The organism is Mesorhizobium sp. M0768 (genome assembly GCF_040320195.1).
Lineage (GTDB): Bacteria > Pseudomonadota > Alphaproteobacteria > Rhizobiales > Rhizobiaceae > Mesorhizobium.
Window position 1 is genome coordinate 44,038 of the sequence record NZ_JAMYPD010000027.1, and the last position, 26,115, is coordinate 70,152.

The 26,115-nt window shown below is 61.6% G+C and carries 9 protein-coding genes and 2 pseudogenes; 7 read left to right on the forward strand and 4 right to left on the reverse strand.

Annotated elements, in window-relative coordinates; genetic code table 11:
- Window positions 1–260: 260 nt before the first annotated feature.
- The 3 genes and pseudogenes from istA to NKI08_RS26635 form a co-directional block, all read right to left on the reverse strand.
- Window positions 261–1,151 (reverse strand): annotated as a pseudogene (gene istA, locus NKI08_RS26625) (IS21 family transposase); the annotation flags it as partial.
- Window positions 1,152–1,802: 651 nt separating this feature from the next.
- A pseudogene (locus tag NKI08_RS26630) lies at window positions 1,803–2,089 on the reverse strand (IS110 family transposase); the annotation flags it as partial.
- Window positions 2,090–2,182: 93 nt separating this feature from the next.
- Window positions 2,183–7,471 carry an nSTAND1 domain-containing NTPase gene (locus NKI08_RS26635; RefSeq protein WP_352773510.1) on the reverse strand — a complete coding sequence of 1,763 codons (5,289 nt, stop codon included), beginning with the start codon at window positions 7,469–7,471 and terminating at the stop codon, window positions 2,183–2,185.
- A gap of 127 nt (window positions 7,472–7,598) precedes the next feature.
- Here NKI08_RS26635 and NKI08_RS26640 point away from each other — a divergent pair, with 127 nt between their 5' ends.
- Window positions 7,599–8,867, forward strand: a complete 1,269-nt coding sequence (locus NKI08_RS26640) for a S8 family peptidase (protein ID WP_352773513.1) — start codon at window positions 7,599–7,601, stop codon at window positions 8,865–8,867.
- Window positions 8,868–8,956: 89 nt separating this feature from the next.
- Here NKI08_RS26640 and NKI08_RS26645 read toward each other — a convergent pair whose 3' ends face one another.
- Window positions 8,957–13,750: an nSTAND1 domain-containing NTPase gene (locus NKI08_RS26645; protein WP_352773515.1), complete on the reverse strand. Its 4,794-nt coding sequence runs from the start codon at window positions 13,748–13,750 to the stop codon at window positions 8,957–8,959.
- Between the two features lie 863 nt (window positions 13,751–14,613).
- On the opposite strand from NKI08_RS26645, the gene NKI08_RS26650 reads away from it, so the two are divergent.
- The 6 genes from NKI08_RS26650 (at window position 14,614) to NKI08_RS26675 (ending at window position 26,086) form a co-directional block, all read left to right on the forward strand.
- Window positions 14,614–15,495, forward strand: a complete 882-nt coding sequence (locus tag NKI08_RS26650) for a hypothetical protein (protein WP_352773517.1) — start codon at window positions 14,614–14,616, stop codon at window positions 15,493–15,495.
- A 192-nt stretch (window positions 15,496–15,687) separates the two neighbouring features.
- Window positions 15,688–16,848 (forward strand): patatin-like phospholipase family protein, encoded by a 1,161-nt coding sequence (locus NKI08_RS26655; protein ID WP_352773520.1) that lies wholly within the window; start codon window positions 15,688–15,690, stop codon window positions 16,846–16,848.
- Window positions 16,849–17,109: 261 nt separating this feature from the next.
- Window positions 17,110–18,735 carry a trypsin-like serine peptidase gene (locus tag NKI08_RS26660; protein WP_352773523.1) on the forward strand — a complete coding sequence of 542 codons (1,626 nt, stop codon included), beginning with the start codon at window positions 17,110–17,112 and terminating at the stop codon, window positions 18,733–18,735.
- Window positions 18,736–18,747: 12 nt separating this feature from the next.
- A complete protein-coding gene (locus NKI08_RS26665) occupies window positions 18,748–19,833 on the forward strand; it encodes an AAA family ATPase (protein ID WP_352773526.1) in 1,086 nt (361 codons plus the stop codon).
- Window positions 19,834–19,838: 5 nt separating this feature from the next.
- Entirely contained in the window at window positions 19,839–22,913 is a 3,075-nt protein-coding gene (locus NKI08_RS26670; RefSeq protein ID WP_352773529.1) for an acyl carrier protein, read from the forward strand.
- Window positions 22,910–26,086 (forward strand): WD40 repeat domain-containing protein, encoded by a 3,177-nt coding sequence (locus NKI08_RS26675; protein ID WP_352773532.1) that lies wholly within the window; start codon window positions 22,910–22,912, stop codon window positions 26,084–26,086. The genes NKI08_RS26670 and NKI08_RS26675 overlap by 4 nt, the downstream gene beginning before the upstream one ends.
- Window positions 26,087–26,115 lie beyond the last annotated feature (29 nt).

The window sequence follows — 26,115 nt, forward strand, 5'->3', positions numbered from 1 at the left end:
AGGCGGTCACGGCTCTGACGAGCTTGGAGGTGGCGCGTATCACCACAGACCGGGCGACCCTGCGGCTGTTGGCGCGACTGATCGGCTCCATTCCCGATCATCCCGAACTGATGGCGATCGGGGGCCGATACCGACATCCTCAGCGACATGGTTATGGGCGCGCTGCTCTCGCGCCTGTTGCTGCAGCCGCACTTCCGAGGCGGAGATGCAGAATTATTTCCGCCGCCTGCTGCGGGAGGTCGGGCTTTCCGAAAGGCATGATCCAGCAGAACCGCAATGGCGGCGTTGAGATCGCCGAGACTGAAGAAGCGCCGGTTGCGCAGCCGGGCCAGGACCCAGCGCTCGATGATCAGCACCGCGCCCTCGACCTTGCCCTTGTCGCGCGGCATGCGGCTGCGGGTCGGCAGAATCGTCGTGTCGTAATGTTCGGCCATGGCGGCGAAGGTCTGGTCGAGCGTCGGCTCGAACCACAGCGCCTTGGCGACGCCGGCCTTCAGATTGTCGCAGACGATCGCCTTATTACCCCGCCGAAGAAGGTGAGTGCCCGGCACTGGCCCTCGATCCAGTCCGGCAGTTTTTGGCTGAAGCTGGCATGGGCGAAGGTGAAGGACGAGGCGCCCAGCACTGCAACGAAGATCTGAGCCTGGTAGATGACGCCAGTATCGGGATCGACAACGGGCACGGTGTGGCCCGTGTAGTCGGTCTGCTTCACCGCGCCCGCCTCGTGGCGGTTGCGGAACGTTGCGCTCGCCCGGCGCTGGAAAGCGCCGAACCGGTCACAAAACCAGGTGTAGCCATAACCATCGGGTGCGCCGCGCGGTATTTCTGCCACAACAACGTCAGCGTCACGCCCTTGCGCTTCAGCTCGCGCGAGATCATCGCCCAATCGGGCTCGTCCAGATCCTACGGCGGACAGCCAACCGGCGAAACAGAAGCCGCTCAAGCAATACGTCATTGTCATAGCCCGGCGGCAGCGGCCAGTCCGAGATGCCAGCCTCACGCGCCCGCAACAGATAGGTCGAAACCGAAGTCTTGCTGATCTTCAGCCGTTCCGACACCGCTCGCACCGAGAGGCCCTGCTGATGCGTCAGGCGCAGGATGGATCGTAGGTCTTTCACTGTCGTTCGTCTCGCTTGCTTCCGTCTTGGCATGGCCCCTCTCAACCCGATGACGAGAGGGCAAAATGCCAGAACGGCGCTCCCGAGAACCGACCGTTATCCGCCCCGAAGACTGTCCGGGAATTAGCGGAATCACTGTCCCGTAATTACTGAAATCGCTGTCTGCGAATTAGCGGAATGGGTGTCCGCGAATTTCTGAAACACGCACACATTGCGAAATCACTGTCCAACCCATTGAAAAACCACCGCCCAACCGGCGCGCAACGTGCGCCCTTTTATGCTGCCGTTTTAATGGGTTGTGCTTTGCGAGACTTCTGCAACATCGTCGTTCCTCTTCAATAGTGCGATGATACACGAATCTATGCACTGCGCTACGATTCCGCTTTTGAACGTCGAGTTCCGATGCGCCGTGCAATCTTCCGCGCTCTGCGACGGGGTTAGTCGGCGCAGTGGTGCAGTGCTCGAACCGTCGTGGCGCACTTTTCCATCGGTCTGACGGAGCATCGTCAAAGGCAATCGAGCGCAGTCCGGCCGTCTGTCGATCGGTGCGGCCGCAGGCAGGATAACGTGCGTTCCGTCGTTCCTGGTCTGCCGCCATCGGTCCTCATCCGCCGGGGCGGATCTCCTTGTCTCAGATGGCGTCCGTCAGCGTGCCGCCATGCGTTTCATCTGGTGTCGTTTCGCCTATCGATGCGCTCCCAGCAGCATGCGGTTCTTGACATGGGCGCGCCGCGCGGCGTCGCCCTCGCCCGCGGCCGGATCGCCGACATAGAACATGCCGTCGCTCGACATGGTGTGCATGATCACCGCCAGCTTGCGCGCCACCGCCACGCGCGCCTTGCGATGGCAGGAGCGTTTGGCGATCTCCCGGCCCAGCTTTTGACCTTGTCCCTGCCCTTGAAGCGCGTCATCAGGCCTGGCGCCGCCTCGTAGAGCGCGCGCCGCACGTCGGCATCGCCAGCCTTCGAAATGTGGGTGAGTGGCCGCGCCTCACAGTCGCGGAGCGGGGATGGTCAGAGCGCCGCAGAAAACGGTCTAAATAGAGTTCGATTAGGTAAAATATTTCATTTGGGGGCCCCAATGACTGAACCGAGCGGTCTGGCGACAAAGTCCCGTGCCTTGCTCCACTCTTGCGCGATTGCTTCCGGCTCCAGGTTACGCGCGAGCGTGGCGCAGCGGTAGCGTGGTCCAATTGCTTCTTTATGATAGCCGTGTTCTTCAAACATCCGCACGGCAACAGCGTAATGGTAAAAAGCTTCGAGCAGATTGGCGGCCGTGGTTGTTGTCCCGAGCTCGGCCAACCTGCCTAGTTCTGCATGCGCATCCGGACTTCCCGCATCGGCAGCTTGACTCCAGATCGCAACTGCTTTTGCCCCGTCTTCTTTCGTGCCCTCCCCCTGCCAGTACATTTGGCCAAGCGGGAAGCCCGCACTCTCCTCGCCCAAATCGAACGCTTTAGAAAAGAGCGAAAGTGCGTGGACATTGTCCTTAGGCACCGCGTTGCCCTCTTGATAGGCGTAAGCTAGGTTGATGAAGCCGTCCGGATACCCGGCATCGGCAGCTGTCTGATAGGCCGCGACAGCATCCGCAAAGCGCTTTGCCTTTTCTAGCGCGCGCCCGAGTTCATAGCGGAAGCGCGGCTCGCCGGGCGCACTCTTTACCGCCGCCTCGCAGGCTGCGATCGCGGCCGCGGCATCGATTTCGTTAAATGGCATCCCGCCAAGACCGACGCGACGATCGAAGGGCTGCCCGGCCAATCTGTCGCAAGGCAAGAGCGTGGCGCGTCGCTTGTCAAGGTTAGCCTGCCACTCGGGCAATTCGACGTCGTAGCTCTGCAGTTCGGCGTCGGAAAGCAAGCGGAACTGGGATGCTTGTGCAACGGGCAAAGCGAGATCATAAGGCAGCGGAACCTTCCACAGCCCGACGGTGCCGTCAAAAGATGCCGTAGCTACTGTCTTGCCATCTGGCGAGAAAGCGGCGTCGAACAGGGTTCCGCTGTGCTGCATCAGCGCAATCTGCGATCCGGTCCCAGCATCCCACAGGCGAGCAGTGTTGTCAGCAGACGCGGTCAGCACCGTTTTGTCATTAGGGGAGAAGGTTGCGCTGGTGACAGCGTTTCCGTGCTGCAGCAGCTTGATCTGCGCTCCCGTTTTGGCATTCCACAGGCGGGCAGTCTCGTCAGCGGACGCCGTAACTACCGTCCTGCCATCGTGCGAAAAGGCGACACAAATAACGTTGCCGCCATGCTGGAGCAGCGCAATCTGCGCTCCGGTCCGCGCATCCCACAGCCGGGCGGTGTTGTCATGAGACCCAGTCACAACCGTCTTGCCATCAGGCGAGAAAGCGGCCCTGTAGACGGTGTTGTCGTGCTGCAGCACTGCAATTTGCGTTCCCGTCTTGGCGTTCCAGAGGCGGGCGGTCTTGTCCGCTGAAGCCGTGACTACCATCTTGCCATCGGGCGAGAAGGCGGCGCTGAAAACAGGTCCCGTATGCTGCAGCAGCGCGATCTGCGCTCCGGTCCCCGTATCCCATAGGCGGGCGCTATTGTCATCTGATGCCGTCAGAACCACCTTGCCGTCAGGCGAGAAGGCGGCGCTGTTAACCGTGTCCCCGTGCTGCAGCAAGGTGATCTGCTCTCCCGTCGCGGCATCCCACAGGCGGGCGGTGTCGTCCCAAGACGCTGTTAGGACCCTCTTGCCATCGGGCGAGAAAACGGCGCTGTCAACCATGTCCTCGTGTCGCATCAGCGCAATCTGCGCTCCCGTCCTGGCATCCCACACGCGAGCCGTATCATCATATGACGCCGTCACCGCCGACTTGCTATCAGGCGAGAAGGCCGCACTCCACACGCGGTCCCCGTGCTGTAGCAGCGCGATCTGCGCTTTAATCCCGACATCCCACTCGCGAGCGGTCTTGTCCTCGGATATCGTCACCACAGTCTTGCCATCGGGTGAAAATACGGCGCCGTCGACGGCGTCAGGGTGCTGCATCAGTGCGATCTGCACGCCAGTCCGTGCATCCCACAGTCGAGCCGTTTTGTCAGCCGACGCCGTCACCACGGTCTTACCATCCGGCGAGTATGCAGCGCTGTTGACATCATGGTCGTGTCGCAATCGCACGATCTGCGCTCCGGTACCGGCATCCCACAGGCCAGCTGTGTGGTCTTGCGAAGCAGTCACCACTGTCTTGCCATCGGGCGAGAAGGCGGCCCTATTAACGGTGTCGTCGTGCCACATCAGGGCGATCTGCGCTCCCGTACTGGCGTTCCACAACCGGGCGCTGTCGGCCGACGCGGTCACCAGCGTCTTGCCATCGGGCGAGAAGGCGGCGCTATAGACGGTGTCTTCGTGCTGCATCAGTGCGATCAGCGCTCCCGTCCTGGCATTCCATACGCGGGCGGTCTTGTCGGACGACGTCGTTACAACGGTCTTGCCATCGGGCGAGAAAGTGGCGTCATTGAGGACGTCTTTGTGCTGCATCAGCGCGATCTGCGCTCCAGTCCGTGCATCCCACAGGCGGGCAGTTTTGTCAGCCGACGCCGTGAGCACCGTCTTGCCATCGGGCGAGAAGATGGCGCTGTTTACCGCGTCCCTATGCTGCAGCAGCATGATCTGCCCTCCCGTCTTGGCATCCCACAGGCGGGCGGTTTTATCTTCGGACGCCGTCAGTACAGTCTTGCCATCGGGCGAGAAGATGGCGCTATGAACAGCGCCCTCGTGCCGCATCAACGAGATTTGCACAGCCGTCCTGGCATCCCATAGACGGGCTGTTTTGTCGTCGGACGCCGTCAGCACCGTCTTGCCATCCGGCGAGAAGATGGCTTTTTTGACAGCGTCCTCATGCAGCAGGACGGCCGACAAGCGTTCCGCCACAATGATGTGAAAGAGGCTCGCTTGCGCATCAGCAACAAGGGGCCAGGTCTCAGTTGCCTCCGCCTCGGTCGGCAACGCTGCCAGCACAAGTGCGAGGGCAAGCTCTTCATCCCTACTTGCTGCTTCCTCGGCCTTAGAAGCTAAAAACCGTGATGCGTTTACTCGAGCTTTGAGGACCTGCGCCTTAGCAAGCGCGGCCTGCTCAGCGGCAAGAATAGTCTGCTTTCGCGCCTCGTCAGCTAGAAAGCCAGCCTTGGCTCTCTGTTTCTCCGTTTCGGATTGAAGGCTGCTCAGACTGGAATAGGCTAACCCGCCGCCGACAATGATCAGGACTGCGAGCATCAGTGCTGTCACGTACCAGCGACGCTGCCGGGTCAGCAGGACGATCCGGGCTTTGGTATCTCTTGCGCGCTGGTCCGCTTCCTCGTTAGCCATAGTATTCGAGAGGTCGATGTAGTCTCGCTGGCCCTTGTTGAGGTCCACGGCGGGATTGACGGCCCAACTGTTGGCCTCGGTGAGAGCGTCTTCTGGCAGCAGTTGGCTTTTGGAGCGCCCGAAGCGTTCATACTCGCCCATCCGCTGCTCGAGCCGTTGGCGCCACAGCAGGAAGGCAAGATCCTGCTTCAACCAGTCGCTGAACTTGCCCCAGTTGCGCAGCAGCGCCTCGTGCGCCACCTCGACGGTCTGTCGCTGTGCCTGCGCTTCACCACCCCCGGCTGTTGCCTGACCCACGTCTTCGTCGGTGCCCCGGATCACCAGCAGCCGGCTGCCCGGATCAGCAAGCAGGCCAGCCACTTCCCACAATTCCTCGCCCAACTCCGCGCGTGTGCGCACGCGCCGGGTTGGCTCGTTGCCCTCCTCGACCTTTACCAGCCGCGACATAAGCTGTCGGGCACGCAGCTTCTGCTCCTCCGTCAGCCTCTCGAAGACTCCGTCGGCATGACGATCGAGCGCGCCCTCAAGACCACGCAGGCGGTCATAGGCCGCATGGGTGATCTGTCGGTCGTCCAGCTGTTCCCACAGCTTCTCCAGGAGGTGCGCCATCAGTGGCAGCGAGCCCGGCCTTGCCTCCACCGCGTCGACAATGCGCTCGCTGAGAGACGGCCCGCCATCGATGCCTTCCTCGAAGGCGACGTCAAGCTTTCGTGCCGGCTCCACGATCGATTGGCGAAGCTCGGTTCCGTTCATGTCGGCGAGCTTCTCCTCACCATCCTTTAGCGCTTCGACGAAAGCGGGGTAGCGATAGGCCTGGCCAGCGAAGTCCGCCCGCAGCGTATAGATCCATTGAACCGATGGCGACCCTTTGAGCGAGGCCGTCCGTATCATCAGATCCCGGAAGTCCGGGCGCCTCGCCTTTACGAGCTCGCCGTCGGCGGACTGCTCGGCCTCGTGGCCAGCCTGCGTGAACAGCTCCTCGAACTGATCGACGAACACCAGGACATGGTCGGAGTGCTGCGCCTTTGCTACGCCTCTCAGACAAGCACCGAGATGCGAGGGATCGTCCCGCAGCTTCTCCGCCAATTCTTCCTCTTTGCCCAGTCGGTCGCCGAGCAGCAGCCCTTCGTACAGCAGCGGCGCCAACCCCTTCGCCAGGTCCACCCATGGATCGGAGGCTGGCCGCATCTTCAGGATGGTCCAGTTGCGTTCTTTTCGCAGATCCGGGATCAGACCGGCCTTGACCACCGAGGATTTGCCTGAACCCGAAGCTCCGGCAACGCCAACGATCGGGTGCGTGAGGAGCTTCTCGCGCAACCTGCCGACAAATGTCTTGCGGCCGAAGAAGAACGCCCGATCGCGCTCGCCGAAGTCACGCAGGCCACGATACGGTCGCGCCAGCTGTGGGCATGCCGTCCAGATCAACTGAGTGCCAAGGGCAAAGGCCACCCGCTTGGCCGCATCGTCGTCGACCGCTACCACCATGCCGAGGATGAACCGGCGCTCATCATCCAGAAGCGGCGCCCCGCTGAACCCTGGAGCAACGAACGATTCCTGCGTGCTCTCGGCAGCAAAATGCACCCAGCCACCGACATCGCCGCCAAGCAGCCGGCCTGCAGCAAACTCGCCATTTGGCTGGGAAAACCCGAAGCTTCGCACCAGGCGATCTTCAAGCTCGTCAACGACAAGATCCTCAGCCGAGTAGGGCCGCACGCTTGCGGGGACATCCTCAACGATCTTCAAAAGTGCAATGTCGCCTACCGGCTGCGTGACCCGCTCGACCGCCAGCAGCGGCGGCCACCATTCCAGCAGCTTCGCATGATACTTGCGATCGCGGGATCTTGCCGGAAGATCGAACACAAAATCCGCTTCATCGCTTGGCCTGTCCGGCGAGTAGTCATCGCGGCCGAGAGCTGCGTTGAGAACATGTGCGCAGGTCAGGACGCACAGCCCATTCTGGCTGGTCAATACAAGCGTTCCGGTCCCGAGCGCCTGTCCGTCGCCGGAACAGAGGCGAACAATATTCTCCTGCCAGACACCCGACATGCGTTACGCCCATCGCCCGAGGCCGCTAACAAACTGAAAAAGCAATCGTTGCACCCAATAGTCCAACTGGCAATACTGGTCGGGACAAATAGATCGGTATCGTCCACTATGACCATGGAGGACAATTGTGGCAGACCTCGATTACATCATTCTCAAGCTCGAGTTGGACGGCATCGAAAAAACTTCGTCAGATATGTCGATCAATGAAATGCTGGCTGAATCGATGTCCGTAGATGCAAGCCGCAGAGACACGCTCGTCGCGAAACGACCCAAGCTGACGGCTCAGAACCTGAACATCAAAAAGGCAAGCCTGAACGAGCGGCAGGCGGCAGATGCAAGACGGGATCCAAACAGCCTTGTGGCGCTCAACATGCCGCTTTCGCTTATCGAACCGGTCAATGCTCGCGCGGTTGGCGGCGAAGCTCGGTCTTCAGCAGCTAATGATGCATGGGGCGTCCGCGAGGTTCTCGGCGGCAATCCCGCTGACCTTTCCGGCGCCGGCGTCAAAATTGCCGTGCTGGACACAGGCATTCAGCGCAAGCATCCAGCCTTTCTTGGTGCAAGCGTAACCCAGAGGAATTTTACATTGGACAGCGCGGAGGACACGCACGGCCACGGAACTCACTGCGCTGGAACGATTTTTGGGCGTGATGTTGACGGCAAGAGGATTGGCATCGCTCGGGGCGTAACCGATGTCCTTGTCGGGAAGGTCCTCGACAACAAGGGCCGCGGCAATGCATCTGCGGTGCTCGAAGCCTTGAAATGGGTGCATAGCGAAGGAGCCAACATCGTCTCGATGTCCCTTGGCTTCGACTTCCCCGCCTTGCAGCAAAGATTGCAGGACAGCGGCAATCCGCAGAAGATTGCTACCTCCAAGGCATTGAGGGCCTATCGCGAGAACATTTCTCTGTTCCGGACACTTATCGACTTCCTGCTTGTGGAGACCGCTGACCAGAAAGGCATGGTGATCGTAGCGGCGTCGGGAAATGAAAGCCGGAGAGATGACAACCCGGATTTCGTCATTGACGTCAGTGTTCCGGCGGCGACCTCGCCAAACATCATTTCAGTCGGCGCCGCGAGCCTTTCCCCCGCTGGCTTGAGCGTCGCGTCCTTCTCCAACATCAATCCGAAGCTCTGCGCTCCCGGAGTGGACATTCTTTCTGCAGCGCTCGATGACAAATTACGGCTCGATAGTGGGACAAGTATGGCCTGCCCGCACGTTGCTGGCACCGCCGCTTTGTGGTGGGAATGGGCCAAAAAAACCAACGGCCGAGCAAATGGCGAAATGGTGCGGGCCCAGTTGTTGGCAAGCTGCAATGTTAACCGGTTTGTAGCAGGATTGGATTTTGTCGATCGCGGAGCTGGGATGGTCAGAGCACCGCAGAAGACACTCTAGGAAAGTTTCGATTGAATCTCTGCCCTATTTGCCCCTGAACTTTATTGGAACGCTGCTGATTTTCCTTGGACCATCGAAGGATAGAAATATTACTTCTCCTTCAGCAGGTTTGTCCGCTCCTCGGGTGTCAGGTCACGAGGAACGAGCTGGTAGGCGCGGTCGAGAAGGCCCTGGCTGAAGGACGGATGCAGCTGCCACACGACCTGTCCGTCAGAGGTTCTCGCAATGCTTCCATCGGCGTTCAACGCCAAGGTTCTCGGCCCTACATTCCACAGCCGGGCGGTGTTGTCGCCGGAGGCTGAGACGATTGTCTTGCCGTCCGACGAGAAGGCAGCACCAATGACATAGCTCGTGTGGCCCTCGAGCACATGCAGCAGGCTCCCACTGGCGGCGTCCCACAGCCGGGCGGTGTTGTCATATGACGCAGTGACGATGGTCTTGCCATCGGGCGAAAAGGCGGCAGCGGCGACGAAATTCGTATGCGCCGCGAGCGCGTGCAGCAGGCGGCCACTGGCGGCGTCCCACAGCCGCGCGGTGTTGTCATTTGAGGCGGTGACGACCATCCTTCCGTCGGGCGAGAAAACGGCAGTATTGACGAAGTTCGTGTGGCCCTCGAGCACATGCAGCAGCCTGCCACTGGCGGCGTCCCAAAGCCGGGCGGTGTTGTCGAAAGAGGCGGTGACGACAGTCTTGGCATCGGGGGAGAAGGCGGCAGCGTTGACAGAACTCGTATGCCCCTCGAGCACATGCAGCTGGCTACCGCTCTCGGCGTCCCACAGCCTGGCGGTGTGGTCATATGAGGCTGTGACGATTGTCCTGCCATCGGGCGAGAAGGCGGCAGCGTAGAGACCATCCGTGTGGCCCGCTAGCACATGCAGCTGGCCGCCGCTCGCGGCATCCCACATACAGGCGGTTCTGTCATCGGAGGCGGTGACGATGGTCGTGCCGTCGGGCGAGAAGGCGACAGCGACGACAGGGCCGGCATGCCCCTCAAGCACATGCAGCTGGCGGCCGCTAGCGACGTCCCACAGCCGTGCGGTGTTGTCATTCGAGGCAGTGACGACCGTCCTGCCATCGGGCGAGAACGCAGCAGCGTTGACCGGCTGGGTGTGGCGCTCGAGAACATGCCGGCGGCCATTGGCAGTGTCCCACAGCCGTGCGGTACTGTCATTCGAGACGGTGAGCACGGTCTCGCCGTCAGGCGAGAAGGCGGCAGCTCTTTCTGAGTCTGTGTGGCCTTCGAGCACATGCAGCCGGCTTCCGCTGGCGGCGTCCCACAGCCGGGCCGTTTTATCACCTGAGGCGGTGACGATGGTCTTTCCGTCTGGCGAGAACGCGGCAGCTCTGACGACGTTCGCGTGGCCCTGCAGCACATGCAAAAGTCGACCGCTGGTGGCGTCCCATAGCCGAGGGGTGTTGTCATAAAAGGCAGTGACAACGGTGCTGCCGTCGGTTGAGAAGGCGGCGGTGCCGTCGGGCAAGAAGGCGGCATCTGTGACCAAATTCATGTGGCCGTCGAGCACATGCAGCTGGCTGCCATTGGCAGCGTCCCAAAGCCGGGCGGTGGTGTCGCGGGAGGCGGTGACGATGGTCCTGCCGTCGGGCGAGTAGGCGACAGCGTAGACAGCGTCGGTGTGGCCCTCGAGTACATACAGCTGGCTGCCGCTGACGGCGTCCCAGAGCCGGGCGGTCTTGTCTTCAGAGGCGGTGACGATGGTCCTGCCGTCGGGCGAGAAAACGGCAGCGTACACTACGTTCGTGTGGCCCTCGAGCACATGCAGCAGGCGACCGCTGGCGACGTCCCATAGCCGGGCGGTATGGTCCGCCGAGGCGGTGACGATGGTCCTACCGTCGGGCGAGAAGGCGGCAGCGATGACGGAGCGCCCATGCCCCTCGAGCACATGCAGCCGAGTGCCGCTGGCGACATCCCATAGTTGGGCTGCGCTCTCACCGGCGGCGCTGTCACTACAAGCGGTTACGACGGTCCTGCCGTCGGGCGAGAAGACGGCAGCAGTGACCGTGTCCGTGTGGCCCTCGAGCACATGCAACTGGCGACCGCTGGCGGCGTCCCAGAGCCGGGCGGTGCGGTCATCAGAGGCGGTGAGAACGGTCCTGCCATCGGGCGAGAAGGCGGCAGCGTGGACTGGGCCCGTATGGCCGTCGAGCACATGCAGCAGGCTGCCGCTGGCGGCGTCCCATAGCCGGGCGGTGTCGTCCTCAGAGGCGGTGACGATGGTCCTGCCGTCAGGCGCGAAGGCAGCAGCGTTGACCGCTCGCTCATGGCCTCGCAGGACGCCCGGCAAGCCATCAATGCTTGCCACAGATCTGTACAACTGGGCCAGCGCTTCAGGACGGTCCTTCAGCAGATCCGGCGTGAATGTCTTGGGAAGACGCTCGCGCACCACCAGCAACGCCTGCACCGGGCTGTTATTGTCGAGCAGGCTTGAAGCAATTGCTGCCGAATAGCGCGACGCGTCGCGTTCGGCGTTTTTGCGCTCTTCTATGGCGATGGCCTTCTGCCTGAGGGCTTCCGCGGTCTGCAGATCTGCCTTTACTTTTTGATCCTCTGCGGCAGTCCTTTCCCGCTCGGTCTCAGCTTTCTGACGCTCGACCTCTGCCTTTTGCAGCACAGCCTCGGCCTCACTCACCACTGCCTTGGTCCTTTGCAACTCGGTTTCGGCCTGGAGGCTGCTCAAGCGGGAATAAGCATATGCACCGCCGACAATGATCAGGACTGCGAGCATCAGTGCTGTCACGTACCAGCGACGCTGCCGGGTCAGCAGGACGATCCGGGCTTTGGTATCTCTTGCGCGCTGGTCCGCTTCCTCGTTAGCCATAGTATTCGAGAGGTCGATGTAGTCTCGCTGGCCCTTGTTGAGGTCCACGGCGGGATTGACGGCCCAACTGTTGGCCTCGGTGAGAGCGTCTTCTGGCAGCAGTTGGCTTTTGGAGCGCCCGAAGCGTTCATACTCGCCCATCCGCTGCTCGAGCCGTTGGCGCCACAGCAGGAAGGCAAGATCCTGCTTCAACCAGTCGCTGAACTTGCCCCAGTTGCGCAGCAGCGCCTCGTGCGCCACCTCGACGGTCTGTCGCTGTGCCTGCGCTTCACCACCCCCGGCTGTTGCCTGACCCACGTCTTCGTCGGTGCCCCGGATCACCAGCAGCCGGCTGCCCGGATCAGCAAGCAGGCCAGCCACTTCCCACAATTCCTCGCCCAACTCCGCGCGTGTGCGCACGCGCCGGGTTGGCTCGTTGCCCTCCTCGACCTTTACCAGCCGCGACATAAGCTGTCGGGCACGCAGCTTCTGCTCCTCCGTCAGCCTCTCGAAGACTCCGTCGGCATGACGATCGAGCGCGCCCTCAAGACCACGCAGGCGGTCATAGGCCGCATGGGTGATCTGTCGGTCGTCCAGCTGTTCCCACAGCTTCTCCAGGAGGTGCGCCATCAGTGGCAGCGAGCCCGGCCTTGCCTCCACCGCGTCGACAATGCGCTCGCTGAGAGACGGCCCGCCATCGATGCCTTCCTCGAAGGCGACGTCAAGCTTTCGTGCCGGCTCCACGATCGATTGGCGAAGCTCGGTTCCGTTCATGTCGGCGAGCTTCTCCTCACCATCCTTTAGCGCTTCGACGAAAGCGGGGTAGCGATAGGCCTGGCCAGCGAAGTCCGCCCGCAGCGTATAGATCCATTGAACCGATGGCGACCCTTTGAGCGAGGCCGTCCGTATCATCAGATCCCGGAAGTCCGGGCGCCTCGCCTTTACGAGCTCGCCGTCGGCGGACTGCTCGGCCTCGTGGCCAGCCTGCGTGAACAGCTCCTCGAACTGATCGACGAACACCAGGACATGGTCGGAGTGCTGCGCCTTTGCTACGCCTCTCAGACAAGCACCGAGATGCGAGGGATCGTCCCGCAGCTTCTCCGCCAATTCTTCCTCTTTGCCCAGTCGGTCGCCGAGCAGCAGCCCTTCGTACAGCAGCGGCGCCAACCCCTTCGCCAGGTCCACCCATGGATCGGAGGCTGGCCGCATCTTCAGGATGGTCCAGTTGCGTTCTTTTCGCAGATCCGGGATCAGACCGGCCTTGACCACCGAGGATTTGCCTGAACCCGAAGCTCCGGCAACGCCAACGATCGGGTGCGTGAGGAGCTTCTCGCGCAACCTGCCGACAAATGTCTTGCGGCCGAAGAAGAACGCCCGATCGCGCTCGCCGAAGTCACGCAGGCCACGATACGGTCGCGCCAGCTGTGGGCATGCCGTCCAGATCAACTGAGTGCCAAGGGCAAAGGCCACCCGCTTGGCCGCATCGTCGTCGACCGCTACCACCATGCCGAGGATGAACCGGCGCTCATCATCCAGAAGCGGCGCCCCGCTGAACCCTGGAGCAACGAACGATTCCTGCGTGCTCTCGGCAGCAAAATGCACCCAGCCACCGACATCGCCGCCAAGCAGCCGGCCTGCAGCAAACTCGCCATTTGGCTGGGAAAACCCGAAGCTTCGCACCAGGCGATCTTCAAGCTCGTCAACGACAAGATCCTCAGCCGAGTAGGGCCGCACGCTTGCGGGGACATCCTCAACGATCTTCAAAAGTGCAATGTCGCCTACCGGCTGCGTGACCCGCTCGACCGCCAGCAGCGGCGGCCACCATTCCAGCAGCTTCGCATGATACTTGCGATCGCGGGATCTTGCCGGAAGATCGAACACAAAATCCGCTTCATCGCTTGGCCTGTCCGGCGAGTAGTCATCGCGGCCGAGAGCTGCGTTGAGAACATGTGCGCAGGTCAGGACGCACAGCCCATTCTGGCTGGTCAATACAAGCGTTCCGGTCCCGAGCGCCTGTCCGTCGCCGGAACAGAGGCGAACAATATTCTCCTGCCAGACACCCGACATGCGTTACGCCCATCGCCCGAGGCCGCTAACAAACTGAAAAAGCAATCGTTGCACCCAATAGTCCAACTGGCAATACTGGTCGGAAAGAACGGGAACGCCGGCAAATTACACACGTCCCGCATTTGGCGAGGTTAGCGCCGAAGTTGGACGTCGCCAAAGGCTGAATACCGCCCGCTCGATAGTGGGTCTCTCGATATAGCGGTCTGCCGACTCGAACCTCGAATGAGAGCTCCGTCAAGTTCGCGACCACCTTTAATCTGCGACGGTCGCTCGCGCTGCGGCGATTCCAGTTCAGGGGTTCAGGGAGACCGAGTTTTGAAGCTGCCGGTCAGATCGGCGATATGGTGCGTGCTGCCGACCGGCGACCTGAAGCTGCCGCTCCTCTCGATAATGCAGGAGTTCGAAAGGCCCAACCTTGGCCGCAGCATCCTTGATCGCGCCGTGCCCCACCTCCCCTGTTGGAGGTTCGCGATCCTCTGCGAGCGCACTCCGCTAGGTACGATCAAGGCTAAGCCCTAGTTTCTTTCGACTAAGAGCTGGTTCCCGGATGGTCAGTTGCATCCACCGCCGTTGAACCTATGCCTGAAAGCTCAGGTGACCAAGATTTGCAACCGTCAATTCCCGCTTTGGGTCGCCTTGATCTAGCTGCCGAACGACTGAGATCGACGCTGTGTTGGCCACAACCCGTACTATCGAGGTGGACGGGGCAGCGGACTCGACTGCCGGGCATAGTAAGTTGAGCACGTAACCCAAAAAATATTCTCTTGATTCGTGGACAGACAGGTATCAGAGTTGCTTCACAACGAAATACCGAAATCCTTCAATAGAAAGAGGCGGCCGAGATACTATTCGCTGGGGGGGACATGCTGGCACAAGTTGGGCTTTTCACATCTCATTATCAGAACAAATCAGAAACAGAAATCACAGACGCCAAAGCACCTCAGACTACGCAAAGCGGAAATTTCAGAACGATCCGCGCGCTTCTTTATACGATTCTGCTAACGGTTGGGGCTGATCCGGCCTTTGCGCAGACTGCTCCGGACATCACGAAAATGGGAACCGAACTAGCCGCACTTGCCGTCGTTGTGGTTGTGATTGAAAGCGCTCTGACAACGATCTTCCAATGGCGGGTCTACAGAATGCTGTTCAACAACCGCGCCATGAAGACTGTAGTGATGGTCGCCGTCGGGCTGACGGTGGTGATCGCTTTTCACTACGACATCTTTGCCAGGATGATCGCTTTGGTCACATCCGCGACGCCAGAGACGTGGAGCGGAAAAATATCAACGGCCCTTTCGGCGCTGATAATCGCTGGCGGCAGCGCGGGGGTGAACACCCTGTTGCAGCGGCTCGGCATTCGCAACCCAGTCCTGGCGGAACCAGTTCGACCGGCATTGAAGAGCGACGAAGCGTGGATTTCGGTCAAGGTGAACCGCACCTCCGCGATCGGCCCAATCCAGATTGCCATACGTGAAATGGCAGAAGAGCCCCCCACATCCCCACTGGCCGGGACAATCGAAGACCGCAGTTTCTGGGCACGACTGAAGGAAGCCTTCACAGCCGACGCAATGCGGTTTCCGACCTATGGCGGCCGCACTGTGAAGGCAACCGCAAACTATGAAATTGCTGCGCTGGGGATACGCGCCGTGGGTGGCGATGCGACACAGACGGAGCCGTTCTCGGAAACGATATACAGTGGAAGCTTTGCGCCCCGGGCGATCGTGGATTTTACAGTGAATTTATGAGGCGGGCATTCGCGACGCGCGACTCAATGGTCGGCCGGACATCGATGTGGCAGTAGATGCAGGTCGATTTTTCCAACCGGCAAATTGGCTTTGTCACGATGAAGAATTAGCGCAGACCCTCCACACCTGGCTCGCTGTTCATGTCTAGGTGCGTGCGCCGGACGATGGCGAGGTTTCAAGAAGGAAAATGCCATGCCCGCGAACACGATTCTTGCCGACGACCAACCGGCCGAGCTCGAAAAGGGCATAGCGCTCGCATTGTCCGGCGGTGGATACCGGGCGATGATTTTCCATCTCGGAGCCTTGATCCGCCTCAACGAGGCGGGGCTGCTGAAACGGATCGCGCGCGTTTCCAGCGTATCGGGAGGTTCGATCACAGCAGCCGTACTAGGGATGAAATGGTCCGAGCTGGTATTCGGGCCCGCCAATGTCGCCAGCAACCTCGATATCGTCGTCAAGGCCGTGCGCAAGATGGCGGACACCTCTGTTGACGCCGGCGCGATCATCGGCGGAATCCTCCTGCCGGGCACGATCGGCGAAAAGGTCGCTGCCGCCTATGACAAGGTACTGTTCGGGGGCAAGACATTACAGGATCTACCTGACGATCTGGCCGGAGAGGGGCCACGCTTCGTTGTCAACGCGACCAACATCCAGAGCAGTGCTCTCTGGCGCTTTGGCCGCGAATACATGGGTGACTACAGGGTTGGTCTGGTCCGCAGACCGACAATTCCGTTAGCTTTGGCGGTAGCAGCGTCGTCCGCATTCCCTCCTTTGCTGTCCCCGTTGCCGCTCAAGATCTCGCAGCCATTCGACGACGTGGACGGCGCCGATCTGACGACTGCGAGCTTTCGTCGTTCGGTTTATCTGAGCGACGGCGGTGTCTATGATAATCTCGGGCTTGAGACCGTCGAGAAACGGTACGCCACCCTCCTCGTCAGCGATGCTGGCCAAAAAATTGCGTCGGAGCCATCATCGTCGACGGACTGGACCCGCCATTCGATCCGCGTTCTCGAGGTCATCGACAATCAGGTGCGTAGCCTGCGTCAGCGCCGCTTGATCGACGGTTTTGATCGCAAGGACCATTCCGGTTGCTATTGGAGCGTACGGGCGCGTTTTGCCGAATACAAAGTGGCTGACGATACGCTCGGGTGTACCAGGCGCAATCCGGCAGCGCTGGCGGCAATCCCGACTCGGCTGCAGGCAATGCCCAAGGCGCAGCAGGAAGCTTTGATCAATTGGGGCTATGCAATTTGCGATGGAGCGCTGAGAAGCTATTTCGCCGCAGACGCTCTGGCGCTTTACGACGTGACGATCGCCAAGCCCAAGGGTTTTCCATTCGGAGCCGGCTATTGATGCTCAGATGGGCCCAAGGCGCACGGTCCTTGAGGCTCGAAAGCGCAGGCCAGTTTCAGGCGCCCACCGCCTCTTCGAGACTGAGACTTGACACCTGTCAGATGCAACCGAGCTAAGTTGGTGCCATAGTTGCTAGATTTTTCGTTTATTTTGTATGTTAGATTAGCGGATCGCTAGTTGCGGGTTCTGTTCTTATGACAGAGAGTACTGCCGCACGTTGTTCTCGCCGGAACGATGGTGACCAGTCAAGCGGGGGCGGGTTTGGCGAACGATGCGAAGTCGCGGGCGGAGCGCAGGAGTTGGACCTGCGCGCTTCAGGATTTTGCCGGTGTCTATGGCACCGGGGCATTGATCGGCCCGGACCTGGTGCTGACGAACTTCCATGTCGTGCAAAAGCTGGAGCGAGACCCGAGCCGTCTGGCCGACGCGCGCGTCCACTTCGACTATCTCGAACAAGGCGCCCGGCAAAGCGTAGGCTTGGCGGCGGCATGGCTGGTCACACGGTCTCGCTATGCGAAGCGCGACCTCAACATCGAAGAGCCGCCCGAACCGGAAAATCTCGACTATGCGGTGATCCGGCTCGCCGCAAAAATCGGCGATCAGCCTTTACCTGTGGGCAATCTCGCCGGCTGGCCCGACGGCACGCGGCCGGCAAGGCGGGGCTGGCTCGTCTTGCCCGTGCCCGAAACTCTGCCCGCGGCAGGCGTGAACATCAGCATCTACCATCATCCCTGCGGCTACACGGACAATCGCTTCGAAAGCCTGCCTATGGAGTCGACACCGGGAAAAATCATCTCCGTCGATGTCGGCTGGCTTCGCGTCACGCATGATGCGCCCACCAACCACGGCTCGTCAGGCGCGATCTGCTATGGCAACAATCTGGAGCCGGTCGCTTTGCACCATGCCGGCGATCCCGAGTCGGAACTTGGCAAACTGCGGCCGAACCAGAAACCCCTGCCGCCAGGCCAGCGCGCGATTCCACTCGGCGCCATCGCCGCACAACTCTCTCATTTGCCCGACCAGTCGATCTATCAATCGATGCTTCCGCCCAGGGAAGAGCCGGTCAGGACCGAACTGGGCACGACCAATGAGGCGATCAAGCAGGACATCCTGAGGCGCCGGCACAAGCGGGCTATGGCCTTGCTCGATCGGGACGATCCCGAATGGAACATCATCGATTCCAGAAACACCAGGAAGAGCCTCGTGCATGCCATCGCCTGCCGGTCGGTCGACGGGCCGGAGTTTTTCATGACGCGCCTGCGCGAGGCGAGCCTCGCTTTCGAAAAGCTGCCTCGCCCCGAAATCGAGGAACGCCTTTCGCGCTTTCTCAACGTGGGATGGACCGAAAACGGTTGGCGGGACGGCTCGGCCACAATGGACAAGCGCCTGGCTCCGACCGAGGCAGCTGCCAAGATCGTTCGTGAAATCGACCATGAGATTGTGCCCGACCAGGGCACCGTCTTCGTCATCGAGCAGACATTCGACAAGTTTGATGCCGAGCGGGAACGGTTGATCGTCACCGAGGTTGGTCGGCTGTGCACGCCGCTACTCGATGCCGGCCGGTCCAACTTTCAGGTCTTCTTCGTCTATCAGGACGACCGGCCTCCGATCGACGGGCGTGATCCCAGCGCGAAGCAACGGGCATTGGTGGCGAAATTCTGGACCGATCCACCGCCTGCGGGCTGCGGCCAGTGCCTCAATTTCGATGATATAGACGACGGTCAGATGAAGCGATGGATATCGGCGATCGACCGTGCCTACCGGATAAACCGGGAAGAGCTGGCCGACCGTGTGGATCAGATTTTCGCGGGTCGAAAAATGCCATTCATGACGCTTGAGACCAAGCTCAGGAACATTACCAAGGTTTACTGCCAAAACGTCAAGTAGAGGAAAACGGCCATGTGGTTCAACTCTTTCTCTGATCAAGAAGAGGACAAGGCCGTGCCGCTGATCGCCAATGGCATGGCCGAAGACTACAAGGGCAAAGGCTACGTCTTCAACCCCGAACTGGAAGCTGCGGTCGACGTGGCAATCGGGCTTGGACGGCCGCTGCTGGTTTCGGGCGAGCCGGGCGGCGGCAAGACCGAGCTCGGCTTTGCCATCGCGCGGCGCCTGGGCATTTCGCGGCTATACTTCTTCTCGACGCGGTCGGTCTCGGAGGCACGAGACCTCTTCTACACCTACGATGCGGTCCGGCGTTTTCGTGACGCGAATTTTCATGGTGCAGCCGATGAGAAACGTGCCGAGGCCGCCGACTACATCGAATATCAGGCGCTCGGCGCGGCGATCCTCGACGCACATGGCTACAAGGATGTCAGTCACATGCTCCGTGGCGAACGAGCCTACTTGCATTCAGACGATCCCACGTCCGACCTCCCCAAGGACCAGCGCCACCCGCAGCGGACGGTGGTCATCATCGACGAGATCGACAAGGCGTCGCGCGATTTCCCCAACGACGTACTTTCCGAAATCGAGACCTTGCAATTCAGCGTGCCCGAACTCGGCAGTAGCAATATGGGCCCGAAATCGAAACGGCCGCAGACTCCAAGCTTTCCCTTGGATCCGCTGCACAGGCCCATCATCGTGATCACTTCAAATGAGGAGCGCCAGCTTCCCGACGCCTTCCTGCGCCGCTGCGTATTCCACCAGATCCAGTTTCCTGACGACGCCCGACTGCACACGATCATCGAGAACAACCTAGCGCGGCGCATTGCCAGGACAGGTCAGGCTTTGGTGCTCAATGCTGACGACCGTGCCCAGCTGCTCACCCTCGTCGGCAAGTTCCGCAACCAGCCGGTCGACAAGAAGGCAGGCGTTTCCGAGATCGTCGATGCCGCTTTCCTGCTGGCATCGCCTCCAGGCAAGGAGCCTCCAGACCTCGGCGATCGGCTCGAGGCTGCTGTGGTGGCACTCGCCAAGCTCACGAACGATCGTGAGATCCTACGCAATCTGCTGCCCAGGAAAGCCTCGCCCGAGAAAGGCTGACAGCCTTGGAACAAACTGCACAACCCTATCGCTTCGTCTGGGAGGAGACCGCGCTCGGCACATTCTTCATGGCCTACGAGCGCGAGCGGGTCGCGGCGGGCGTTGGCGCCACCCTGCAGCGCGTTTCCATACGCCAGCGCGCCGACGTTATCATGACGATGACCGGGCTGAATGTCGGCGCATGCTGGCGCCGCGTTGGTGAAGAAAGCGCGAAGGACCTTTGGCGCCGCTACCTCACCCCGGTCCTTGCCGAAACGCGCGAGTCGGCGGCAGCGCTCGGCCGCACGATTGAGGATCATCCGTTGCCCGGTTATTTCCTGCCAAAGATTGGCGAAGGCGAAGCGGACGAGATCAAAAATGAAGGCGTGAACACCAATACGGACATCTTAGGAGTACCGCCGCCGCCCTCTCCTCCTGGAATTCGCCTGGCCGATTTCTGGAAGGCGATCTCGCATGTGTTTGCCCGCCGCGAGACTGGTGCGGTGGTTGCCGTGCTGGCCGCAGCCGTTTTGCTGCCATGGCTCTGGATGCACCTCGGCCGGAGTGTTGAACGCGTTGTCCCACGAAGTTGCCCTCCCGCCTGCGCAACCGTGACGCCGCACACGGACACGACGGCGCCTGCGCCAATCGATCCGTCGCAGCCTATGGATCCCGCACGTTCCGCCCGGCTGCGCTTCCTCGATGTGACGATCGCCGCCGCCGAGCAATACGGGTTCAGCATCTCACCCTATACGCTCGCCGAATATTATGCCGGCGAATCCGACTTCGTCACCGAGCCGGCGCTGTTCCTGCAGGCGATGCTGAAGCGCTGGCCGCTGCCGGCCTACGAGCCGATTCCGCCGACGCTGGCCGGCGCCTACGCACTTGGCCAATATTCGCTCGCCGCCGCCGAAATCGACCTGGCGACCGGGCTCGACCGCGACCGTCTGAAGCTCGGCATCGATGTAGCAACACAGGAGACGCCGGACGATATCGAAGGAGCCCAAACGAAGCTCTATGCAAGGGTACAGGCATTTCGGTACGAGGAGACCAGAACTCAGGTACGACGGCTGATTTCCGAGCAGCTACAGGTGGATCCCGCCAGGGTGACCGACGCGGCACGATTAATGGCGGATCTCAACGCCAACGAACTCCAAGTGATTGAGTTGACTTCGGCAATTGAAAAAGCGCTGGGTATAGCGATTCCCGACAGTGCTGCCGCCACACTCTTCACCACCGATCCCGCAAATGCCAGCTTCGCAGCCAATCCTAATGCCACGGTTGCCGATGTCATGCGGGTCATTGCGACAGCGCTCGACCAGCCGGTGCTGCAAGGCACCATGCAGCCGACCCCCCAACGCTGGCCCGACTGGCCGCGCTGGCTGCTCTTTGTGCCGCTGCTGCCGGTGCTCGGCTGGGCAATCGTCACCGGCTGGCGCGCAGGGCGCGCCGCGCTTACCAATCCGCCGGAGAATTTGCGTGGCACACCGACGCCGATCGCCTCACGCGAGTTGGCGAGCAACGCGCCGAAACCCGAGCGCCGGCTGGTGCGCCAGATCTCCTGGCACCCGCCGGTTCCTTCCCCGCGGCTCGATGTCGGACGCAGCATTGCTCAGACGTTGCAGCGCGGCGGTTTCGCCCAGCCTGTCTTCGGCACCCGCAGCCGCGCCGTGGAATTTCTGTTCCTGGTGCCTCATCATCGCGACAACGACCATGAACGCGAGCGGGTCGCGAGACTCATCGAGGCCCTTGAGACCGGCGGGCTCCCCCTCAATGTCTACGAATACAGTCCCGACCCGCGCACACTGGTCGGAGCCAGCGCGCGCAGCACGCAGTCGGGGCCGCTGGACCTGCGCGCGCTGCGCGAATTGCATGCAGACGCCAGGCTGGTGCTGGTGACCGACGGCAGCGACCTTGTCGACTACTTCACCGAACGTCCCTACAAATTCGTCGCCGAGAGCCTGAGCGCATGGCCGGCACGCATGCTGCTCACGCCGGTACCGATGGCTGAATGGGGCGAACGCGAGATGAACCTTTCCGCCGCACTCGGCGCTCCGATCGGCCGCGCGACGGCAGAAGGGTTCCACGATCTTGCCGCCGGCTTCGGCACGGGCCGGATCGCCCGCTGGCGCCCACCGCCGCCAGTATCAGGGGGCGGCATGGTGGAACTGGTCGAGCGCATCCAGGGCTGGCTCAAGGCAGCGGCCGGCCTGCTCGGTGCCACGCAATCGGTGCCGCCGCGCCCCGAACTCGTGCGCGATGACGACTACACGATGCTTTCCGACGTTCCGCCACCCGACGAGATCCGCAACGAACTGATTGCCGACCTCGGAAAGTGGCTCGGCGCCGACGGCTTCTACTGGCTGGCGGCCTGTGCTGGCTATCCGCAACTGCGCTACGTCATCACGGTCTATCTCGGCAATCGGCTCCGTGGCGCGCGCGGCCCGATCTACGACGAGGAGCATCTCGCCAAGCTCTGCCTTCTGCCATGGTTCTGGCAGGGCCGCATGCCGCCCTGGCTGCGCGAAAGCCTGTTTTCGGCGCTGACATTGGAGCAACGCGCCGCCGTCGGCGAGGCGCTGGCAGCGATGCTGCTCAGTGCTCGTGCCGAAAAGACGACACCCGGTGCACTTGCGGACCGGCACCCCCCGCGCAGCGAAACCAGCAAGAGGCGGACACTGACAATCTGGCTGCCTGATGAGAATGGCGCGGAGATCGCGCCCGACGAGGTTGTAGCCGACTTCATGCTGCGCGACATACCGGAGGTGGTGCCGACGCTGCATCTGCCGGCCAGCAGAGCGATATTCTTCGATCGCGCGCGCGCAATCGTGCTGGTGCGGCTCGCCGCGGTCGTGGCCGTCGGGCTCTGGTGCTGGGCGATGCTCCACTTATGGCCGTCAAGCACAGCTGCGCCGCACGCGCCGGGCGTCTGGCTGCCGCTGATCGCCATTGCAGTCGTCACCCTGTTCGGCCTGCCGGCGGTAGCGGTCTACCGGCGGCTGAAGAACCTGGGCTGGTTTGCCGGACGTGCTCCCGACGCATTTGGGCGTGCGGCCACGACTAGAAAAATAAGACGCGATCAATCCGAGGTGCTCGGATGAGTCCGACATCGGAAGAGCCGGATGCGGAAGGCCCTGAGCAATCGCCTCGCTCGGCCGAGCAAAGCCGCGGCCAAACGAAGAAGCGAAAAGGTCTCGACACGCGGGCGGAAGCCATTGGACTCGAAGCGACGCAAGCCGCGGTCGCCGGGCGAGCAGACACAGCAACGTCCAGTCCGCCACCGTCATCTGTCGATCCGCGGGAGACCCATCCGGCTACCGGGCAACCTCCCCTCCACGAAACGCCACCGCCGGCTCACCCCGAACAAAGCGAGGCGCCGGACGGCAAACCCATCCTGAAGTGGTCCGCAGCCATGCGCGGTCTTTGGCAGCGCCTGAATGCTGCCCGGCTCAGTGCGCTTCGTCTTGTGCAGCGCATACCGGCGACAGCGTTGGTTCTCCTATGCGCCCTGGCAGTGGGATTTGGCATCCAATGGCTGGTGGGCGATGCCGAGACGGTGCTGGACGGCGGGATCGCGCGGCCGGACGTCGCGCGGGAGATGGTGACCAGCCTTGCGTGGTTGTCCAATGATCGGATTGTCGTGGGCACGGCGAGCGGCACGTTCTATTCGCATGTCATAAGTACGAACCGTACGACCTCCCCAACAATTATCCAGCAGCCGGTCGTGGGTATCGTTGGCGTGCCGGGGTGGCTCGCGGGACGAGACGGGGGCTTCTGGGTCACACTCAGCGCCGATCTCACTCGGCAATTCGACCCGGAGGCACCACCCGCCGCGCTGCGTCATGTCGTCTTACACACCGGGTCGGAGTTAGAAGCCGATGGAGGGCTTTTTTTAGAAGCCGATGGAGGGCTTTTTGCGACAGGGCGAGGTACGCCGGTCCCGGTCCTCGCCGGAAGCCGCCCGCTGACCGCCGACCTGCATCTACGGCAGCAGCAAGTCGGACCGCAGACAGGAACGACCGGCCTCTCTCGCTACGATGTCGGGCCTGACGGGGGGGTCGAAGAGGTTGGTCTTATCGACGGCTTGTCGAACGTAAGCGCGCTGGCTGCCGCACCGGACGGAGCCTTCGCGGCCGCCGGCACCGGTGACGGGGAAGTCGTTGCAATCGACCTTGGGCCGACGGGGCCTACACAGGTCGAAGACTTGGCGGCCTCGCGCGTCGGCAGTCTGCCGGGATCTATAGTCGCCGTCGCCGCCAGCGGCTCCAGAGACAATCCGGTGGTTGCGGCTGCGGGGGCAAACGGCCGCGTTGCCGTCTTTCAGGCAAAGGCGGTTCGTGAGGCAACCCTTGGGTTGAAGACCTCCGATGGTGCGGACAATTTTACCTTTGGTCAAACAGAGGTTGGGGTGCCCGCCACCAACTGGAAACTATTCACGAATGTCGGCAGTAGTGAGACCTACCGAGTGGTCGGGTTCAGCCAGGACGGGCGTCAAATCGTCATCCACCTTGAGAAGTCCGGCTACTTTCTACAAAAAATCGGCGACGACGGCGGTATCGTTGAATCGACCAAGCTTGATCCGCCTTTTGACGAAGGCGACGGTAGCCCCCCATTAGGTGTGGAGGAGGCGGTTCTTCTGGGAGGTGCAATACGCGGACCTGCGCTGCAGGCAATCACTACACTCTCCAGCGCACTTGGGCAGAACAAGGGGTGGAGCATGGACGTCATCGTCGATCGCACCCGCACGCGCGGTGCGATCTTGGTCGATGACGGCCGCATCTTCCTGTTCACGGCGCAGGACCCGAACCCTGTCGACCTCGACGTGAACGGTGTGAATGGCGCCATGGCCTTCAGCCCGCAAGGCGACATGCTCGCCGTCCTGATGTCGGAAGGACCGTTGCGCCTCTATGACACGGCAAGTCGAATGCTGATTGCGGAAGGTCCGAAGGACATTTCAAATAAGAGGGGTGAGGGCGAAATCTCGTTCAGCTCCGACGGCAAACGCATCGCACTCACGAACGACACGGGCAGCATCACGCTTTTTGCGACAACGACGCTTACTCCCATCGCCCATTATGAAAGTCACAGCGGAGGCCTCGCCCATCTTGCCGAATCGGGAGATTTCGCCATTCGTCGCGTGGACGAACAGACTTTTGCGATCATCGAACTGAAGACCGGTAAGGATATCCTCGAAGCCAAGCTGCGCAATCAGACTATACGGGGACTATCCATCAGTAGCGACGGACGTACGGTTGCCACGGCGGGCAACAAAAATGACCTTGCCGTGCTCGTCGCATCATCTCAGGTTTCTAAGAGCGGTGTTGACGCAATCGACTTTGGCCAGGCAGCCGCCCCGGTTGGCCCACCGGACAGGGACGGGCTGACATTCTCGGCCGATGGCTCAAGGCTCATGCTGCGCACCCGGCACGGCAGGCTCTATGTTGCCAGGATGGATGGCCCCGAAAGCGTGGCGGTTTCCGCCAACCGCACCGAAACGTTCTTCCGCTTCCTCGAAATTCCTCTCGACGCACCTGCCGTTACCGCCGACATCGCTGGCGACGGCAGTTTCCTTGTCGCAGGCGACGCGGACAATTCGCTCGTGTTGGTCGACCTGACCGGCGCCACCCCGCAAAGCTTCGAACTGCCCGAACATGGCGCAGTGGTGACCCAACTCGCCATCTCGCCCGACCGCACCAAGGTTGCGGCTGCCAGCCTCGACGGTCGGCTGCGCATTGTCGATCTCGCCCGCGAACGGCTTGTCGCCGGCCTGCCCCTGGCGCGGCTCGCCTCGCATGCCGACACGCCGAAGATGATCGTCCGCCGGCTGGACGACGCTCCGGGCACGTTTCCTGATACCGCCTTCCTCAAGCAGCAGACGGGCGCACGCCAAAATGTCTCTGCCGCAATCGTGTTCGGCTCCCATTCGAGCCTCGCGGAGGCGCAGGCCGAGGTGGCTGCGCTGGTGCGGGCTCACGGTACCTCGCTGGGGATGCTCGTCTCGGTTGTCGACAGTGGTGGGGTCGCTGAGCAGGTTCCGGCGCAGATTTATCTGCGCGAAGGTGCTTATCGGACGGCGGTCCAGGTTCCGTTCGGGCAGGCCGCCGCCTTCCTCAAACAGGTGCGCAAACTCGCGCCCGCAACCGCCGATGCCTATGCGCGCGTGCTGGAGCCCTGGTGTCCGAACGGCACGACCCGCGATGGCTATACGGAATGCGGAAGGCCGACGCCAGCGCCGCCACCGGACGACAAGAAGGCTGACATTAAGGGTGGATAGGCCACGGCACTCACCACGGGGGCCAGATC

What these genes read in the sequence shown, in the direction of transcription:
- NKI08_RS26635 (WP_352773510.1), bottom strand. Translation starts at nt 7,471, where the DNA reads ATGTCGGGTGTCTGGCAGGAGAATATTGTTCGCCTCTGTTCCGGCGAC.
- NKI08_RS26675 (WP_352773532.1), top strand. Translation starts at nt 22,910, where the DNA reads ATGAGTCCGACATCGGAAGAGCCGGATGCGGAAGGCCCTGAGCAATCG.
- NKI08_RS26655 (WP_352773520.1), top strand. Translation starts at nt 15,688, where the DNA reads ATGCCCGCGAACACGATTCTTGCCGACGACCAACCGGCCGAGCTCGAA.
- NKI08_RS26645 (WP_352773515.1), bottom strand. Translation starts at nt 13,750, where the DNA reads ATGTCGGGTGTCTGGCAGGAGAATATTGTTCGCCTCTGTTCCGGCGAC.
- NKI08_RS26650 (WP_352773517.1), top strand. Translation starts at nt 14,614, where the DNA reads ATGCTGGCACAAGTTGGGCTTTTCACATCTCATTATCAGAACAAATCA.
- NKI08_RS26665 (WP_352773526.1), top strand. Translation starts at nt 18,748, where the DNA reads ATGTGGTTCAACTCTTTCTCTGATCAAGAAGAGGACAAGGCCGTGCCG.